This is a genomic window from Streptomyces sp. CRN 30, from assembly GCF_034105845.1.
The window spans coordinates 21,702-39,516 of sequence record NZ_JAVRHI010000523.1; the positions used below are offsets into that span (position 1 = coordinate 21,702).

At 72.2% G+C, this 17,815-nt stretch carries 12 protein-coding genes; 4 read left to right on the forward strand and 8 right to left on the reverse strand.

The window, feature by feature from the left end:
* Window positions 1-6: 6 nt before the first annotated feature.
* Together UW392_RS61620 and UW392_RS61625 are read right to left on the reverse strand one after the other, a co-directional pair.
* Window positions 7-1,044 carry a sugar ABC transporter permease gene (locus UW392_RS61620; protein WP_320784261.1) on the reverse strand — a complete coding sequence of 346 codons (1,038 nt, stop codon included), beginning with the start codon at window positions 1,042-1,044 and terminating at the stop codon, window positions 7-9.
* A 10-nt stretch (window positions 1,045-1,054) separates the two neighbouring features.
* Window positions 1,055-2,449, reverse strand: a complete 1,395-nt coding sequence (locus tag UW392_RS61625) for an extracellular solute-binding protein (RefSeq protein ID WP_320784262.1) — start codon at window positions 2,447-2,449, stop codon at window positions 1,055-1,057.
* Window positions 2,450-2,645: 196 nt separating this feature from the next.
* Between UW392_RS61625 and UW392_RS61630 the strand changes: the two genes are divergently transcribed.
* Window positions 2,646-3,359 carry a TetR/AcrR family transcriptional regulator gene (locus UW392_RS61630; RefSeq protein WP_320784263.1) on the forward strand — a complete coding sequence of 238 codons (714 nt, stop codon included), beginning with the start codon at window positions 2,646-2,648 and terminating at the stop codon, window positions 3,357-3,359.
* Window positions 3,360-3,375: 16 nt separating this feature from the next.
* On the forward strand, window positions 3,376-4,161 hold the full coding sequence (locus UW392_RS61635; protein WP_320784264.1) for an SDR family NAD(P)-dependent oxidoreductase: 786 nt from the start codon (window positions 3,376-3,378) through the stop codon (window positions 4,159-4,161).
* A gap of 65 nt (window positions 4,162-4,226) precedes the next feature.
* Here UW392_RS61635 and UW392_RS61640 read toward each other — a convergent pair whose 3' ends face one another.
* A complete protein-coding gene (locus tag UW392_RS61640) occupies window positions 4,227-4,961 on the reverse strand; it encodes a response regulator (protein WP_320784265.1) in 735 nt (244 codons plus the stop codon).
* Window positions 4,958-6,709 carry a sensor histidine kinase gene (locus tag UW392_RS61645; RefSeq protein WP_320784266.1) on the reverse strand — a complete coding sequence of 584 codons (1,752 nt, stop codon included), beginning with the start codon at window positions 6,707-6,709 and terminating at the stop codon, window positions 4,958-4,960. The genes UW392_RS61640 and UW392_RS61645 overlap by 4 nt, the downstream gene beginning before the upstream one ends.
* A gap of 235 nt (window positions 6,710-6,944) precedes the next feature.
* Between UW392_RS61645 and UW392_RS61650 the strand changes: the two genes are divergently transcribed.
* Window positions 6,945-8,366, forward strand: coding sequence for a cation:dicarboxylate symporter family transporter (locus UW392_RS61650; RefSeq protein WP_320784267.1), 1,422 nt, complete (start codon window positions 6,945-6,947; stop codon window positions 8,364-8,366).
* A gap of 387 nt (window positions 8,367-8,753) precedes the next feature.
* A complete protein-coding gene (locus UW392_RS61655; protein ID WP_320784268.1) occupies window positions 8,754-10,994 on the forward strand; it encodes a HelD family protein in 2,241 nt (746 codons plus the stop codon).
* Between the two features lie 40 nt (window positions 10,995-11,034).
* On the opposite strand, the gene glgB is transcribed toward UW392_RS61655, so the two are convergent.
* The 4 genes from glgB to UW392_RS61675 form a co-directional block, all read right to left on the reverse strand.
* Window positions 11,035-13,929, reverse strand: a complete 2,895-nt coding sequence (glgB, locus tag UW392_RS61660) for a 1,4-alpha-glucan branching enzyme (RefSeq protein WP_414497641.1) — start codon at window positions 13,927-13,929, stop codon at window positions 11,035-11,037.
* A gap of 49 nt (window positions 13,930-13,978) precedes the next feature.
* Entirely contained in the window at window positions 13,979-15,451 is a 1,473-nt protein-coding gene (locus UW392_RS61665; protein ID WP_320784269.1) for a maltokinase N-terminal cap-like domain-containing protein, read from the reverse strand.
* A 125-nt stretch (window positions 15,452-15,576) separates the two neighbouring features.
* The gene (gene treS / locus UW392_RS61670) at window positions 15,577-17,295 is read right to left on the reverse strand and encodes a maltose alpha-D-glucosyltransferase (RefSeq protein WP_320784270.1); all 1,719 of its coding nucleotides are present in this window, start codon (window positions 17,293-17,295) and stop codon (window positions 15,577-15,579) included.
* On the reverse strand, window positions 17,292-17,815 hold a 524-nt coding region (locus UW392_RS61675), incomplete at its 5' end, for an alpha-glucosidase C-terminal domain-containing protein (protein WP_320784271.1). The genes treS and UW392_RS61675, both read right to left, overlap by 4 nt.

Here is a 17,815-nt window from a genome sequence, read left to right on the forward strand (position 1 = left end):
CGGCGGTCAGACCTCCGTTCGCAGCAGCCGCAGGTAGACCAGCGAGAACAGGGAGCCGACCACCAGCAGCAGCAGCGCCACGGCCGTGCCGTACCCGATCATGCTCTTCTGGAAGGCCTGCTCGTACATGAACAGGGGCAGGGTCTGGCTGCGGTCGCCCGGACCGCCCCGTGTCATCACCCAGATCAGCCCGAAGACGGACAGGGTCTGCAGGGTGTTGAGCATCAGGTTGGTGCCGATCGAGCGGCGGATCATGGGCAGGGTGATGTGCCACAGCCGACGCCGTCCGCTCGCGCCGTCCACCTCCGCCGCCTCGGTGACCTCCTGGGGGATCTCGCCCAGCGCCGCCGAGTAGACCAGCATCGAGAACGCCGTGCCGCGCCAGACGTTCGCGAACGACACCGCCAGGACCGGCAGGGTGTAGAGCCAGTTCTGGGACGGCAGGTGCAGCCAGTCCAGGACGGCGTTCAGGGTGCCCTCGCGGCGGAAGAAGGCGTACAGCAGGAACCCGGCGACGACCTCCGGCAGCACCCACGCCGTGACGACGATGCCCCCCACCACCGTCCGCACGGGCTTGGAGGCGCGCCGCATCAGCAGGGCCAGGGTGAGTCCCAGGGTGTTCTGGCCGATCAGCGAGGACACGACCGTGAAGACCAGGGTCAGCCACACGGCGTTGAGGAAGGCGTCGTCCCCGAACGCGGTGCGGAAGTTCTCCAGGCCGACGAAGGACGAGCTCGCCTGCCCGGTGAGCTGGAGGTCGGTGAAGGCGATGTACGCGCAGTACGCGATCGGGCCGGCGAGGAAGAGGACGAGCAGGACGGTGGCGGGGGCGACCGGGAGGGCGCGGGTCAGGGCGGTGCGGACGCGGTGGGGCCGGGTGCGGTGCGGCGGGCGGGGCGAGGGGGACGGTGCTCGCGGTGGGGCGGTGGGCCGGCCCCGCTCCCGCTCGTCCCGCCCACCTCGCGCGCCTCGCCCGCCCTGCCCGTCCCGCCCGTCGTCCTCGTCCTCGGCGAAGCCGGGGCCGGGGTGGGGCGTGGTCGTCATGGGCGGCGGCTCACTTCTCGACCACCTGGTCGTCCGTGGCCGTCCGGAGCTCCTCGTCGTAGCCCTTCGCCGCCTCCTCGACCGACAGGTCGCCCGTCGTGACGCCCTCCATGGCCTCCTGTATGGCGGTGGAGACCCTCGGGTACGCGGGGTAGGCCGGCCGGTAGTGGGTGACGGGGACCAGGCCGGTGAAGAACGCGAGACCGGGCTGGGCCTCCAGGTACGCGGGATCCTCGGCCACGTCCTCGCGGACCGCGATGCCCGCGTTGGCGAGGTACCACTTCTGGGCGTTCGCCTTCGTCTGCATCGCCTCGATGAACGCGAACGCCAGGTCGGGGTTGGCCGCCTTGGCCGGGATCGCCCAGGTCCAGCCGCCGGACATGCTCACCCTGCCGGGTGCCTGGCCCTCCTGCGTCGGCATGGCGGCGAGGCCGAGCTCCTCGGACCAGGTGGGCCACTCGTGACCGGCGCCCTTCCCCCAGTCCTGCGGCAGCCAGGAACCGTCCAGGCCGATGGCGAGCTTGCCCTCCGGGAGGAGTTCGCCCCGCACGTGCGTCTGCATGTTGGGGTCGAGGGCGGCGGAGACGTCCGGCCCGAGCTTCTCCTCGTACACCGTCTCGACGAACGCGAGGGCGTCCTTGAACCCCTGGCTGCCCGCGATCCACTTCTTCGACGCCTCGTCGTAGAGCGGGTCGGTGCGGCCGTCGCCCGTGCCGTACAGGAGCATCTGGAAGGTCTGCATGGTGGCGGCCTCACCGGCGGGTTTCCCGGTGTAGAGGTTCAGGGGGACGACCCCGGGGACCTTCTCCTTGACGGCGCGGGCGGCGGAGAGGATGTCGTCCCAGTTCCTCGGCTGCCAGTCGGCCGGCAGCCCGGCCTTCTCGAAGACCGCCTTGTTGAACCACAGGCCCCGGGTGTCGGTGCCGTCCGGCACGCCGTACGTCTTCCCGTCCTCGGCCTTCGCGGCGGCCTTCGCCGTGTCGACGAAGTGGTCCCAGTCCGGCCAGGCGTCCAGGTACTCGTCGAGGGGCTTGAGGTAGCCGCTGGTGATGTCGGAGTTGATGAGGAAGGTGTCCTCGTAGACCAGGTCCGGTGCCGTCTTCGGGGAGCGCAGCATCTGCTGGACCTTGGTGTAGTACTCGGCGTCAGGGGCCTTGACGGGCACGAACTCGACCTTCTTGCCCGGGTTGGCCTCCTCGAACTCCGCCTTGATCCCGGCCAGGTACTCGTCCATGACCCGGACCTTGTTGTCGGTCGACTGCTTGAAGGAGACCTTCACGGTGTCCGGGTCGCTGCCGGAGCCGCCGCCGCAGGCGGTGAGCGTGCCGGCGGCACCGAGGGTGAGGAGGGCGGCGAGGAGGAGCGGGGGAGCGGTGGCGCGGGGGCGGGCGGCGGTGGGGCGCACGGGCACGACCTCCTGGGGGCCGACGTCTTTGTGGCCGGGGTGCCGGGTACTGCCTGCTCCGTGAACGTAGGAGAGGTGGTCTAGTCAGGTCAATGACCGCGCACCGGCGTGCTGCCGGGTGGCGTAGGGGAAGAGATCGATGTCCCGCCGGGACTCATGTCCCATTGAGACACAACTGGAGGTATCGTTGGACGTCGTGAAGGCGAAGGAGCCCACCGTCCCGGCCGCGACAGCCGGGGAGGACCGCAGGCGGCGCAGGGCGCGGCAGACGCGGAACGCGATGGCGTCCGCCGCCCTGGACCTGGTCCTGGAGCGCGGCCTCGCGGCCGTCACCGTCACCGCCGTGGTGGAGCGCGCCGACGTCACCCGCCGCACCTTCAGCCGCCACTTCACCGGCAAGGAGGACGCGGCCCTCGACTTCGTCCGCGACGACGGCGCCCGCATCAACGCGGCGCTGCGCGCCCGGCCCCCGGGCGAGCCCCCGCTGCTCGCGTACCGCAGGGCCGTGGGCGAGTGGCTGGCCGACACGGAGTACCCCGCCCTGCACCTGCGCCCGCGGATGCGCGAACTGCTCGCCCTGATCGACAGCGAGCCCGCGCTGTTCGCCGCGTACCAGCGCATCCGGGTCGACGCCCAGGAGGAGTCGGTCCGCATCATCGCCGGCCGCCTCGGCAGCGACCCGGCCCGGGACCTGCGCCCGGCCGTCGTCGTGGACACCGCGGCCGGCGTCCTCACCGCCGCCCAGCGCCTGTGGGCGCGCGGCCTGGGGGACGACGACCCGGCCGCCGCGGACCTGCCCGCCCTGCTGGAGCGGGCCTACGACGCGCTGACGGGAGAGGCCGCGGCGGCCGCCCGCGCGGCCACCGGCCGTGAGACCACCGGCGGCGACGCCGCCGGGACAACCGCATAGGAAAGCGAGCACCACCATGAGCACCCCCTCCGTACCCGACTACACCACGGAGTTCGCCGGCCGCACCGCCCTCGTCACCGGCGGCGCCTCCGGCATCGGCCTGGCCACCGCCCGCCGCCTCGCGGCCGGCGGGGCGAACGTCATCGTCGCCGACTTCAACGCCCAGGGCGCCGAGCAGGTCGCCGCCGAGCTGAGGGAACAGGGCTACGGCGCGGCCGCCGTCGCCCTGGACGTGACGAGCCCGGCGTCCGTCGAGGCCGCCGTGCGGTTCGCCGTCGACACCTTCGGCGCGCTGCACCTGGCCGTGAACAACGCGGGCATCGCGGGCCCGGTCACCCCGACCGGCGAGTACGACATCGAGGGCTACGAGCGGGTCATCGCCACCAACCTCAACGGCGTCTTCTACTCGATGCGCTACGAGCTGCCCGCCATCGAGGCGGCCGGCGCGGGCGGCGCGGTCGTCAACGTCTCCTCCGTCATGGGCACCGTCTCCTCCCGCGGCTCGATCGCCTACGTGGCCGCCAAGCACGGCGTGGTGGGCCTGACCAAGACGGCCGCCGCCGAGTACGCCTCGAAGGGCATCCGCGTCAACGCCGTGGGCCCCGGCTTCATCGAGACGCCCCTGCTCGCCGCCGACGAGATGGAGCGGGCCGCGCACGACGCCCTGGTCGCGGCCCACCCGGCCGGCCGCCTCGGCCGCTCCGAGGAGGTCGCCGAGCTGATCGTCTTCCTGCTCACCGAGCGCGCCTCCTTCGTGCACGGCAGCTACCACCTGGTGGACGGCGGCTACACGGCCGTCTGACGGCCGCGTCCCATCGACACCGACGCCGGGCACCGCCGCACGCGGCGCCCGGCGCCCGCCTCCGGTCAGGGGAGCTCCCGGCCCCGCACCCACCGGTACTGGAACTCCGGCCGGCCCACCTGCCCGTACTGCGGGCTGCGCGCGGCCCGGCCCGCCTCGACCAGGTGCTCCAGGTAGCGGCGGGCGGTGATGCGGGAGATGCCGACCGCCTCGGCGACCCCGGTCGCCGTCAGCCCCCCGGAGACGTCCCGCAGGGCCCGGGTGACCCGTTCCAGGGTCGGCCCGCTCAGCCCCTTCGGCAGGGCCGCCGGGCCCGGCGCGCGCAGGGTCGCCAGCGCCCGGTCCACCTCGTCCTGGCCGCTCGCCTCGCCCGCCGCCGCGTGGTACTCCGCGTACCGCACCAGCCGGTCGCGCAGCGTGGCGAACGTGAACGGCTTCAGCACGTACTGCACCACCCCCAGCGACACGCCCTCCCGCACCACCGCCAGGTCCCGGGCCGACGTGACCGCTATGACGTCCGCGTGGTAGCCGGCGGCGCGCAGGCTGCGGGCGAGCTGGAGACCGTGTACGTCCGGCAGGTGCAGGTCCAGCAGGATCAGGTCCACCGGCGACCGGTCCAGCGCACGGCGGGCCTCCGCCCCGGTGTGCGCCTTGCCGACCGCCGTGAAGCCGGGCACCCGGCCCACGTACATCAGGTGCGCGTCGGCGGCGACGGGGTCGTCCTCCACGACGAGGACGCGGATGGGCCCCGTCGGCGCGGCCGGGCGTCTCGGGCCGGTGTGTTTCGGGTCGGTGCTCATACGGCGCCGCCTCCCGGCACGGCGGAGCGGGCGGATGCCTCCTCACGGCTCCGCTCCTCCGTCCGGCTCCCGGCCCGTCCCACGTCTCCGGTCCCTTCCACCTCTGCGGTGTCTCCGCTGTCCCCGCTCTCCCCCACGGTAGGCAACGGCAGCCGCACCTCGAACTCGGCCCCGCCTCCCTCGGCCTCCGCCACCGTCAGGGCGCCCTCGTGACGGCGTACGGTCTGGCGGGCGAGGGCGAGGCCCAGACCGCGGCCGCCGGGCCCGGCCGGCTTGGTGGAGAAGCCGCGCTCGAAGACCGCCTCGGTGAGGTCCGGGTCCACGCCCACACCCGTGTCGGCGACCCGCAGCACCAGTTCGGAACAGCCGCCCTCGACGGCTTCGCCGGTGTAGGCCGTCACCGTGACCCGCGCCCCGGCCGTGCCCTGGGCCGCGTCGACCGCGTTGTCGATCAGGTTGCCGAGGACGGTGACCAGGTCGCGGGCGGGCAGCGAACGCGGAAGCAGACCGTCGTCGATACGGCTGTCCGCCGAGACGACCAGCTCCACGCCCCGCTCGTGACTCTGCGCCGCCTTGCCGAGGAGCAGGGCGGCCAGCACCGGTTCGCTGACCGCCGCGACCACCTGGTCGGTCAGCGCCTGCGCCAGCTCCAGCTCGGCCGTGGCGAACTCGACCGCCTCCTCCGCGCGGCCCAGCTCGATCAGGGAGACCACCGTGTGCAGCCGGTTCGCCGCCTCGTGCGCCTGCGAGCGCAGGGCCTGGGTGAAGCCGCGCTCCGAGTCCAGCTCGCCCATCAGCGACTGGAGCTCGGTGACGTCGCGCAGGGTGACCAGCGTGCCGCGCTGGTGGCCGCCGGTCACCGGGGAGGTGTTCACCACCAGGACGCGGGTGGCCGTCAGGTGCACCTCGTCCACCCGGGGCTCGGAGGCGAGCAACGCACTGGTGAGCGGCACGGGCAGCCCGAGCGCGGCGACCGAACGGCCCACCGCCTCCTCGGACAGCCCGAGCAGCTCCTGCGCGCCGTCGTTGATCAGGGCCACCCGGTACTGCCCGTCCAGCATCACCAGGCCCTCGCGCACCGCGTGCAGCGCGGCCTGGTGGTAGTCGTGCATGTTGCTCAGCTCGGCGGCGTTCATGTTGTGGGTGTGGCGGCGCAGCCGGGCGTTGACCACGTACGTGCCGAGCGCCCCCAGCGCCAGGGCGCCCGCCGCGACGCCGAGCAGCGCGGCGAGCTGCTCCCGCACCCGGGCGCTGATCGCCTCTACCTTGATCCCCGCGCTGACCAGGCCGATCACCCGGCCGTCCGCCAGGACGGGCGCGACCGCGCGGACGGACGGACCGAGCGTGCCGGTGTACGTCTCGGTGAACGCCCGGCCCTCCTGCGCCGGCTCGATGTGCCCCCAGAAACGCTCACCGATCTGGCCGGGGTCGGGGTGCGTCCAGCGGATGCCCTCGGGGTCCATGATCGTGACGAAGTCGACCTCCGTGTCGCGCTGCACCTGGACCGCGTACGGCTGGAGGGCGCCGGTCGGGTCGTCGGTGCCGATGGCCTCGCGCACGGAGGGCGCGTCGGCGACCGCGCGGGCCACGGCCGTCGCCTGCCGGCCCGCCGCCTCCTGGGCCTGGGCGCCGTCGCTCACGTAACTGAAGAGCGCGTATCCGGCGACGACGACCGCGAGCAGCACGGCCTGCACGGCGAAGAGCTGGCCGGCCAGGCTGCGGGGTCCGAGGACGCGGGGGAGGCGCATGCCCACAGTCTGCCTCCGTGTCCCGGCATGAACTAAATGAACGGAAGGGTGACCGGCTTCACAGGCCGGGAGATAGTCACCGCATCCCCCGGGAGCCGTCGCCATGCCTGAACAGGCGCGTTCCCGTAACCGGGAGTCCGCTCCCACCCCCATCCCCGGGAGCGCCGCTCCCGGACTTCCCCGGACGTGAGCCGCACGCCGGTAGATGCCGATGACGTCGTCGAGGAGGGCAGCCGTGGCCAGTACAGCGAAGACGGCACCTGACGCACCCGCAGCGAAAACCAAGCGGGACCGCACGCATTACCTGTACATCTTCGTGATCATCGCGGTGATCCTCGGTATCACCGTGGGCCTCGTGGCCCCGGACTTCGCGGTCGAGCTGAAGCCCATCGGAACGGGCTTCGTCAACCTGATCAAGATGATGATCTCGCCGATCATCTTCTGCACGATCGTGCTCGGCATCGGTTCCGTGCGGAAGGCCGCCAAGGTCGGCGCCGTCGGCGGTATCGCGCTGGTGTACTTCCTGGTCATGTCCGTCGTGGCGCTCGCCATCGGCCTGGTCGTCGGCAACATCCTGGACCCGGGCACGGGCCTCGCCGTCACCGACGCGATCAAGGAGACCGGTCAGGCGCAGGTGGAGCCGGAGGCGAAGGGCACCACCGAGTTCCTGCTCGGCATCATCCCGACCACGTTCGTCTCCGCGTTCGTCTCCGGCGAGGTGCTGCAGGCGCTGTTCGTCGCACTGCTGGCCGGCTTCGCCCTGCAGGCCATGGGCCAGGCCGGTGAGCCGGTCCTGCGCGGCATCCAGCACATCCAGCGGCTCGTCTTCCGCATCCTCGCCATGATCATGTGGCTCGCCCCGATCGGTGCCTTCGGCGCCATCGCCGCGGTCACCGGCTCGGCCGGCATCGACGCCCTGAAGAGCCTGGCCGTGCTGATGATCGGCTTCTACATCACCTGTGTGCTCTTCGTCTTCGTCGTCCTCGGCGCGATGCTGCGGTTCGTCGCCGGCGTCAACGTCTGGTCGCTCTTCAAGTACCTGGGCCGCGAGTTCCTGCTGATCCTGTCCACCTCCTCCTCCGAGTCCGCGCTGCCGCGCCTCATCGCGAAGCTGGAGCACCTGGGCGTCAGCAAGCCGGTGGTCGGCATCACCGTCCCGACCGGCTACTCCTTCAACCTCGACGGCACCATGATCTACATGACCATGGCGTCCCTGTTCATCGCCGACGCGATGGGCACGCCGATGTCGATCGCCGAGCAGATCCCGCTGCTGCTCTTCCTGCTGGTCGCCTCCAAGGGCGCGGCCGGTGTCACCGGCGCGGGCCTGGCGACCCTGGCGGGCGGCCTGCAGTCGCACAAGCCGGCCCTGGTGGACGGCATCGGCCTCATCGTCGGCATCGACCGCTTCATGAGCGAGGCCCGCGCCCTCACCAACTTCGCGGGCAACGCCGTGGCCACCGTCCTGATCGGCACCTGGACCAAGGAGATCGACAAGGAGCGGGTCGACCGGGTGCTCGCCGGCGAGATCCCGTTCGACGAGGCGACCCTCCTCGACGACGGGCACGGCGGGCACGGCCCCTCGGACTCCGCGGACGACAAGGACGAGCCGGCTCCGGCCGCCGGACAGGGCGGGGAGAAGGAGCTGGCGAAGGCGTAGCCGTCACCCAGGGACGCGGCCCCCGGCCGCGTCCCCCACGGCGCCGAACGGTCGAGTGCGTCCCCCCCGTCACTCGGCCGCTCGGCTTCCCGGCCCGGCCGGGCGGGCTCTCCCCTTCCCGCCCGGCCGGGCCGTTCCCGTCGCGACGCGCCCGTTCGTGGAGTGCCTGCGGGCCAGGCACCCGGAGGGCGACTCCTGCCCGGCAGCAACCTGGCGTGAACGAGGAAATCCCCCGAGCAATTGCGCTCGGGGGATTTCTCTGCGTATATTTCATGGTTCGCGACTTCGAAATGTATCGCGCATGAAGAAGTTCAGTAGCCACAGTGTATCCGGCCGGGAGTGGAATTGTCAAACAAGGGCTCGCACAAAGAATTCCCCGACGGTGAATTGCGAACTGAGCAGGAATTCATCGACGGGCTGTACGCGCGCGTGGACGCCCTGCGCGAGGACACCGAGACGTCCGTGTCGGACGCGCTCGCGCAGGGCAGCACCCCGATGCAGGCCCGGCTTGAGCGGGACATCACGGTCGCCGAACGCTCCCAACAGCTCGCCGCGCTGAACGCGGTCGACGGTTCGCTGTGCTTCGGCCGCATCGACCGCACCTCGGGCACCGTCCACCACATCGGCCGGATCGGGCTGCGCGCCGACGACGCCGAGCGCACCCCGGTCCTGATCGACTGGCGGGCCGACGTCGCCCGCCCCTTCTACCTCGCCACCGGCCACACCCCGATGGGCCTGCGCCGCCGCCGGCACCTCACCACCGAGGGCCGCCGGGTCACCGCGCTGCACGACGAGATCCTCGACCTGGGCGACGAGACCCGCACCGGCCACGAGGACCCGACCGGCGACGCCGTGCTGCTGGCCGCGCTGAACTCGGCCCGCACCGGACGCATGGGCGACATCGTGCGGACCATCCAGGCCGAGCAGGACCGCATCATCCGCGCCCCGCACCGGGGCGTCCTGGTCGTCGAGGGCGGTCCCGGCACCGGCAAGACCGCCGTCGCCCTGCACCGCGCGGCCTACCTCCTCTACGAGCACCGCGAACTCCTCGCCCGCCGCGCCGTCCTGATCGTCGGCCCGGGCCCCGCCTTCCTCGGCTACATCGGCGAGGTGCTGCCCTCGCTCGGCGAGACGGGCGTGCTGCTGGCGACCGTGGGCGAGCTGTTCCCCGGGGTGCGCGCCACCGCCAAGGACACCCCGGAGGCAGCCCGGGTCAAGGGCGCCGCCGCCATGGCGGACGTGCTCGCGGCCGTCGTACGGGACCGGCAGGCGCTCCCCGACCCCGTCATCGCCATCGAGCACGACCGCGAGGTGCTCATGCTCGACGACGACCTGGTCCGGGTCGCCCGGGAACGCACCCGCGCGGCGGACCTCCCGCACAACGTGGCGCGCGAGCACTTCGAGGGCCACGTCCTCAACACGCTCACCGACCTGATGGCCGAGCGCATCGGCACCGACCCCTACGACGGCACCAACCTGCTCGACCCCAGCGACATCACCCAGATCCGCGACGAACTCGCCGAGAACCGCGAGGTGTGGGCCGCGATCGACCAGCTGTGGCCCCGGCTCACCCCGCAGCGGCTGGTGGCCGACTTCCTCGCCGGGCCCGACGGGTACGTGTCCGCCGAGGACGCCGACGCGATCCGCCGCCCGGTGACCCGCAGGTGGACCACCGCGGACGTGCCCCTGCTCGACGAGGCCGCCGAACTGCTGGGCGTGGACGACCGGGTGGCGCGGGCGGCGGCCGAGACCGAGCGCGAGACGCAGATCGCGTACGCCCAGGGCGTCCTCGACGTGTCGTACGCGTCCCGCACCTACGAGTTCGACGACAAGGAGGAGGACGACCCGGAGTCCTCGGAGGTGCTCTCCGCGCACGACATCATCGACGCCGAGCGGTTCGCCGAGCGGCAGGAGGAGGACGACCACCGCAGCGCCGCCGAGCGCGCGGCGGCCGACCGCACCTGGGCGTTCGGGCACATCATCGTGGACGAGGCGCAGGAGCTGTCGCCGATGGCGTGGCGGCTGCTGATGCGGCGCTCGCCCACCCGCTCGATGACCCTCGTCGGCGACCCGGCCCAGACCGCCGAGGAGGCGGGTGTCGGTTCCTGGTCGGCCATCCTCGCCCCGTACGTCGAGGACCGCTTCGAGCACACCCGCCTGGGCGTCAACTACCGCACACCCGCCGAGATCATGGAGCTCGCCGCAGGTGTCGTACGAGCCGAGCACCCGGACTTCGAGCCGCCGAGCTCGGTGCGCTCCACGGGGGTGCGCCCCTGGGCCCGCCGGGCCGCGTCCGACCTGCCCGCCGAGGTGGCGAAGGCGGTGGCCGAGCTGACTCCGGCGGAGGGCCGCCTCGCGGTGATCGCACCGCGCGACCTGCACCGGACGCTCGCCGCCCGCCTCGACGGCGTCACGGCGGGCGCCGAGCCGGACCTCACCCGGTCGGTCGTGCTGCTCGACCCCCGGCAGGCCAAGGGGCTGGAGTTCGACTCGGTGCTGGTCGTGGAGCCGGGCCGGTTCGGCACCAGCGACCTGTACGTGGCGCTCACCCGCGCGACCCAGGCGCTCGGCATCGTCCACGCGGAGGACCTGCCGCCGGCCCTGGCGCCGGCCGCGGAGGGGCACTGACCCGCGGGGGCGTGGCCGAGGCCACGCCCCCGCACCGCCCCTACGCCGGGCGCAGCCAGACCGTCGCGAGCGGCGGCAGCGTCAGCCGGACGCTGGCCGGGCGGCCGTGCCACGGCAGGGCCTCCGGCTTGACCGGGTGCCGCGTGCGGATGTCACCGCCGCCGTAGTCCGCCGCGTCCGTGTTGAGGACCTCCTGCCAGGCGGGGACGTCGTCCGGCACACCGAACCGGTACTCGTGCCGGACGACCGGCGAGAAGTTGGACACCGCCAGCAGCGGCGGGCCGTCGTCGCCGAAGCGCAGGAACGCGAGCACGTTGTCCTCCACCGCGTCCCCCACCACCCAGGAGAACCCCGAGGGAACGGTGTCGCGTTCCCACAGGGCCGGGGTGTCGCGGTACACGGTGTTGAGGTCACGGACCAGGTCGCGCACCCCGCGGTGGTCGGGCTCCGCCCCGTAGGCGGGATCCAGCAGCCACCAGTCGGGCCCGTGGCTCTCGGACCACTCGGCGCCCTGCGCGAACTCCTGGCCCATGAAGAGCAGCTGCTTGCCCGGGTGGGCCCACATGAAGCCCAGGTAGGCGCGGTGGTTGGCGCGCTGCTGCCACCAGTCGCCCGGCATCTTCGACACCAGCGAGTGCTTGCCGTGGACGACCTCGTCGTGGGAGATCGGCAGGACGTAGTTCTCGCTGTAGGCGTACACCATCGAGAAGGTCATCTCGCCGTGGTGGTGCTTGCGGTACACGGGGTCCTTGCTCATGTAGCCGAGCGAGTCGTGCATCCAGCCCATGTTCCACTTCAGCCCGAAGCCGAGACCGCCGAAGCCGCCCGGTCCGGTGTGGTGCGTGGCCCGCGTGACACCGTCCCAGGCCGTGGACTCCTCCGCGATGGTGACCACGCCGGGCACCCTGCGGTACAGCGTCGCGTTCATCTCCTGCAGGAACGCCACCGCGTCCAGGTTCTCCCGCCCGCCGTGCTCGTTCGGCACCCACTGGCCGGGCTCGCGCGAGTAGTCCAGGTACAGCATCGAGGCGACGGCGTCGACCCGCAGGCCGTCGATGTGGAACTCCTCGCACCAGTACACCGCGTTCGCCACGAGGAAGTTCCGCACCTCCCGCCGCCCGTAGTCGAACTCCAGCGTCCCCCAGTCGGGGTGCGCGGAGCGCAGCGGGTCCTCGTGCTCGTACAGCGGACGGCCGTCGAACTCGGCCAGCGCCCAGTCGTCCTTCGGGAAGTGCGCGGGCACCCAGTCCATGATCACGCCGATGCCGGACCGGTGCAGGGCGTCGATCAGGTACTTGAAGTCGTCGGGGGAGCCGAGCCGGGCGGTCGGCGCGTAGAAACCGGTGACCTGGTAGCCCCAGGACCCCCCGAAGGGGTGCTCGGCGACCGGCATCAGCTCCACGTGCGTGAAGCCGAGGTCCTTGACGTACGCGGGCAGCTGCTCGGCGAGCTCCCGGTACGTCAGCCCCGGCCGCCAGGACGGCAGGTGCACCTCGTACACCGAGAACGGCGCCTCGTGGGCGGGCCGGTCCGCCCGGTGCGCCAGCCACTCCTCGTCGCCCCACTCGTAGTGGGAGGCGTGGACGACGGAGGACGTGTGCGGCGGGACCTCGGTGCGGCGGGCCATCGGGTCGGCCCGCAGGGTCGTCGTGCCGTCCGGCCGGACGATCTCGAACTTGTACAGCTCGCCCTCGTGTATCGACGGCACGAACAGCTCCCACACGCCCGAGGAGCCGAGCGAGCGCATGGGGAAGCCGGTGCCGTCCCAGAAGTTGAACGTGCCGGCCAGCCGCACACCGCGCGCGTTCGGCGCCCAGACGGTGAAGGCGGTGCCGGTGACTCCCTGGTGCTCCATCGGCCGGGCACCCAGCGCCTGCCACAACTGCTCGTGCCGCCCCTCGCCGAGGAGGTGCAGGTCGAACTCCCCGATGGTCGGCAGGAAGCGGTACGCGTCCTCGGTGTCCTGCACCGTCTCCTCGTACGCGATCAGCAGCCGGTAAGCGTCCGGCACCGCCCGGAGCGGCAGCACGGCCGAGAAGAAGCCGTCCCCGTCGTCGTGCAGTTCGGCCCGCAGCTCGTCCGTGACGACGGTGACCCCGAGGGCGTACGGGCGGAAGGCGCGGAACACCACCCCGCCCGGCGCCGGATGGGCGCCCAGCACGGAGTGCGGATCATGGTGCGTGCCGTGCCGCAGCCGCTCCCGGTCGCCCCCGTCGACGGCGGGGGAGAAGGGGGTGCGCGGTTCGGGGATGCGGGCGGCCTCCGGCCCGGAGTTCCCGGTGGTTCCGGCGCGGGGACCGGGAACCGGCGCCACGGGGGCGGCGCCGGAGGGGCCACCCTGTGCCGGGACCGTGGGACCCCGCTCGGCGAGCACGGCACCGGGCGCCGCCCGGCGGCCGGTCACCGTCCGGGTGGCCGCCGCGTCGTCGGTGGGCAGGTCGGTGGTGATCCCGGCGGTGCCCGCGTCGGCGGTCGTCAGCGCGTCGGCGGCCGCGTCGTCGACGGCGATCCGGTCGACGACGACCTTCTTGACCGTGGTCTTCTTCGCGCCGGTCTTCTTCGCACCGGTCTTCTTCGCGGCCACCTTCTTGACGGTGGTCCTGCCCGAAGCCGTCTTCTTGGCCGAAGCCGTCTTCTTGGCCGAAGCCTTCTTCGCCGCGGCCTTCTTGACGGGAGCCTGCTCCTCCGCAGGGGCCTCCGTGGCGCCCGCGGCCGCGGCGGCAGCGGTCTTCTTCGCCACTGCCTTCTTCGCCACCGTCTTCTTCGCGGTGCCCTTCTTCGCGCCGGCCTTCTTCGCGGCGGTCCTCCCGGCGGCAGCCGCCTCGGCGGGCGCCCCGTTCCCGGTCGCACCGCCCACGGCCGGCCGGCTCTCGTGTTCGTTCGCGGGGGTGCCGTTCTTCTGTGTGCTGTCGTCGGACGGGGGGCGGGGGGTCACAGGTACGGCCTCCTCGGCACAGGCAAGGACGGGGCGGTGGGCGGGACGTTCAGGTGGGATCCTCGTTGGCGGCCAGCCGGCGTATCGCCGCCATCGGTACGGGCAGCCAGTCGGGGCGGTGCCGGGCCTCGTACACGGCCTCGTACACCGCCTTGTCGGTCTCGTAGGCGCGCAGCAGCACGGGATCGGTGCGCGGATCGCGCCCGGCGACCTCCGCGTACCCGGTGCAGTAGGCGGCCCGGCACCCGGAGGCCCAGTTCGCGGCCGTCGCGACCGGGCCGTCGGCGGAAGCAGCGGGCCCGGGGGCCCGCGGGACGGAGTGCGCCGCGTAGTCGAAGGAGCGCAGCATGCCGGCGACGTCCCGCGCGACCGGCTGCGGCATCCGGCGCTCGGCGAGCGGCTTGGACGGCTCACCCTCGAAGTCTATGAGCGACCAGGCGCCGTCCGGGGCGCGCAGGCACTGGCCCAGGTGCAGATCGCCGTGGATGCGCTGGGCCGTCCAGGTGCGGCCCTCCGCCGCCAGGTCGGCCAGCGCCGTGAACGCCGTGCGCAGCCCGGGCGCGTACGGCCGCAGCATCGGCACCGCCTGCGCGGCCAGCTCCAGCCGCTCGGTCATGCCGTCCACCAGCAGCTCCAGCTGCTGCCGCCCGAGGGTGACCGTGGGCAGCGCGCGCGCCAGCGAGGTGTGCACCTCCGCCGTGGCCCGCCCGAGGGCCCGCGCCTCCGCGGTGAAGTCCTCGCCCTTGGCGAGTTCCCGCAGGGCCAGCTCCCAGCCGTCGGCCGCGCCCTGCAGGTACGGCTGCAGCACACCGAGGACGTACGGCTCGTCGGCCGGGGAGAGGTCCGCCAGCAGCCAGCCCGCGGGGGCCGGGACGCGCGGGCAGCCCTCGCGGGACAGCGCCAGCGGCAGCTCCAGGTCCGGATTGGTCCCGGGGACGATCCGCCGCAGCAGCTTGAGAATGAACGTATCGCCGTACACGATCGAGGAGTTGGACTGCTCCGCCGTCATCAGGCGCGGGACCAGCCCGGCACGGACGTCCTGGCGCGGGTCCCGCTCGAAGCGCAGCTCGCCGACGCGGGCCCCGGTGCGCAGCGCCTCCAGGAGCACCTCGGCGGGCCGGGGGTCGTACAGCGCCTCGTACACCGTCCGCCCGGCCAGCGGGCCCTCCTCCAGGTGCCCGATGAGCGCGGGCGCGAGCCGCGGCGGCAGGGTCCCGCGCACGCCGAGCAGCAGCTGGTAGCAGTCAGCGGGGTGCGGCAGGGCGCCCTGGGTGGGCAGGAGCGGCTGGTGGGCCCGCACCACGAGGTGGAGCAGCCCCAGCTTGGCGCGCACGGGGAGCAGTTCGGTCGCCGCGACGAGCGTGAAGTGGCTGACCGGACGGCCCTTGCCGGCGAACCAGCGCTGCCGCGGCAGCCACTCGCGCAACAGCGGGTCCAGCGACGCGAGCAGCCCGGGGCCGACGCCGGGGCTGCCGGTCGTCGCTGCTGCGGAGTACGCGGAGTGGGTGGCGGCTTCCGACATGGCGTCGTGTCCTTTCCCCGGTGACCGTGACCCGGAAGACCGGAAGACCAGGGGAGTCGGGGTGTTACTGATGCGTGCCCCGGGCGGGGCGGGCAAAACCGCCCCGCCCGGGATCCACGCGGTGACTAGGCGGTGTCCTTGCGCAGGCGGAACCAGTAGAAGCCGTGGCCCGCGAGGGTGAGCAGGTACGGCAGTTCGCCGATGGCGGGGAAGCGGACCCCGCCGATCAGCTCGACGGGGTGGCGGCCGTCGAAGGCGCGCAGGTCGAGCTCGGTGAACTGGGCGAAACGGGAGAAGTTGTTCACGCACAGCACCAGGTCGTCCCCGCCCTCCTCGGTCGACGGGGCCTCCCGCAGGAAGGCCAGGACGGCCGGGTTGGACGAGGAGAGCTCGGTGTAGGAGCCGAGACCGAAGGCGGGGTTCTGCTTGCGGATCTCGATCATGCGGCGGGTCCAGTGCAGCAGCGACGAGGGGCTGCTCATGGACGCCTCGACGTTGGTGACCTGGTAGCCGTAGACCGGGTCCATGATGGTGGGCAGGTAGAGGCGGCCCGGGTCGCAGGAGGAGAAGCCGGCGTTGCGGTCGGGGGTCCACTGCATGGGGGTGCGCACGGCGTCGCGGTCGCCGAGCCAGATGTTGTCGCCCATGCCGATCTCGTCCCCGTAGTAGAGGATCGGGGAGCCGGGCAGGGACAGCAGCAGCGCGGTGAACAGCTCGATCTGGTTGCGGTCGTTGTCCAGGAGCGGGGCGAGGCGGCGGCGGATGCCGATGTTGGCGCGCATGCGCGGGTCCTTGGCGTACTCCGCGTACATGTAGTCGCGCTCCTCGTCGGTGACCATCTCCAGGGTCAGCTCGTCGTGGTTGCGCAGGAAGATGCCCCACTGGCAGTTCGTCGGGATGGCCGGGGTCTTGGCGAGGATCTCGGAGACGGGGTAGCGGGACTCGCGGCGCACGGCCATGAAGATGCGCGGCATGACGGGGAAGTGGAACGCCATGTGGCACTCGTCGCCGCCGGAGCGGAAGTCGCCGAAGTAGTCGACGACGTCCTCCGGCCACTGGTTCGCCTCGGCCAGCAGCACCGTGTCCGGGTAGTGCGCGTCGATCTCCTTCCGCACCCGCTTCAGGAACTCATGGGTTGCCGGAAGGTTTTCGCAGTTGGTTCCTTCCTCCTGGTACAGGTACGGCACGGCGTCCAGCCGGAAGCCGTCGATGCCGAGGTCGAGCCAGAAGCGGAGGGCGGAGACCATCTCCTCCTGCACGGCCGGGTTCTCGTAGTTGAGGTCCGGCTGGTGGGAGAAGAAACGGTGCCAGAAGTACTGCTTGCGGACCGGGTCGAAGGTCCAGTTGGAGGCCTCGGTGTCGACGAAGATGATCCGGGCGTCCTGGTACTGCTTGTCGTCGTCGGCCCAGACGTAGTAGTCGCCGTAGGGACCGTCCGGGTTGTTGCGCGACTCCTGGAACCACGGGTGCTGGTCGCTGGTGTGGTTCATGACGAAGTCGATGATCACACGCATGCCCCGCTGGTGGGCGGCGTCGACGAACTCCACGAAGTCGGCCAGGTCCCCGAACTCGGGGAGCACCGCGGTGTAGTCGGAGACGTCGTAGCCGCCGTCGCGCAGCGGGGACTTGAAGAACGGCGGGAGCCACAGGCAGTCCACGCCCAGCCACTGCAGATAGTCGAGCTTGGCGGTCAGACCCTTGAGGTCGCCGACACCGTCGCCGTTGCTGTCCTGGAAGGTGCGCACCAGCACCTCGTAGAAGACGGCGCGTTTGAACCACTCCGGGTCACGGTCCCGGGCGGGGGTGTCCTCGAACTTGTCCGAGACGGGCTCATTGACGATCATTTTGCGGGTGACCCTCCGATCTGCGGGTTGGACGGTCGCAGGAGGGTCAGTACGTGCGCGGGCGTGCGGCCCGGTTCCAGACGCACGTAGTTGCTCCTGCCCCAGTGGTAGGTCTCGCCGGTGAGCTCGTCGCGCACCGGAACGGACTCGTGCCAGTCCAGGCCGAGTTGCGGCATGTCCAACGAGACGGTGGCTTCCTGGGTGTGGTGGGGGTCGAGGTTGGCGACCACCAGCACCGTGTCGGAGCCGGCACGCTTGGAGTAGGCGATCACCGACTCCTGGTCCGCGTGATGGAAGTGCAGGTCCCGCAGCTGTCGCAGGGCCGGACTGTTCCGGCGGATCTCGTTCAGCCTGCGCAGCAGCGGGGCGATGCTGCGGCCCTCGCGTGTCGCGGTGTCCCAGTCGCGGGGGCGGAGCTGGTACTTCTCGGAGTGGAGGTACTCCTCGCTGCCGGGTTTGGCGGGGGTGTTCTCGCAGAGTTCGTAGCCGCTGTAGACGCCCCAGGTGGGGGAGAGGGTGG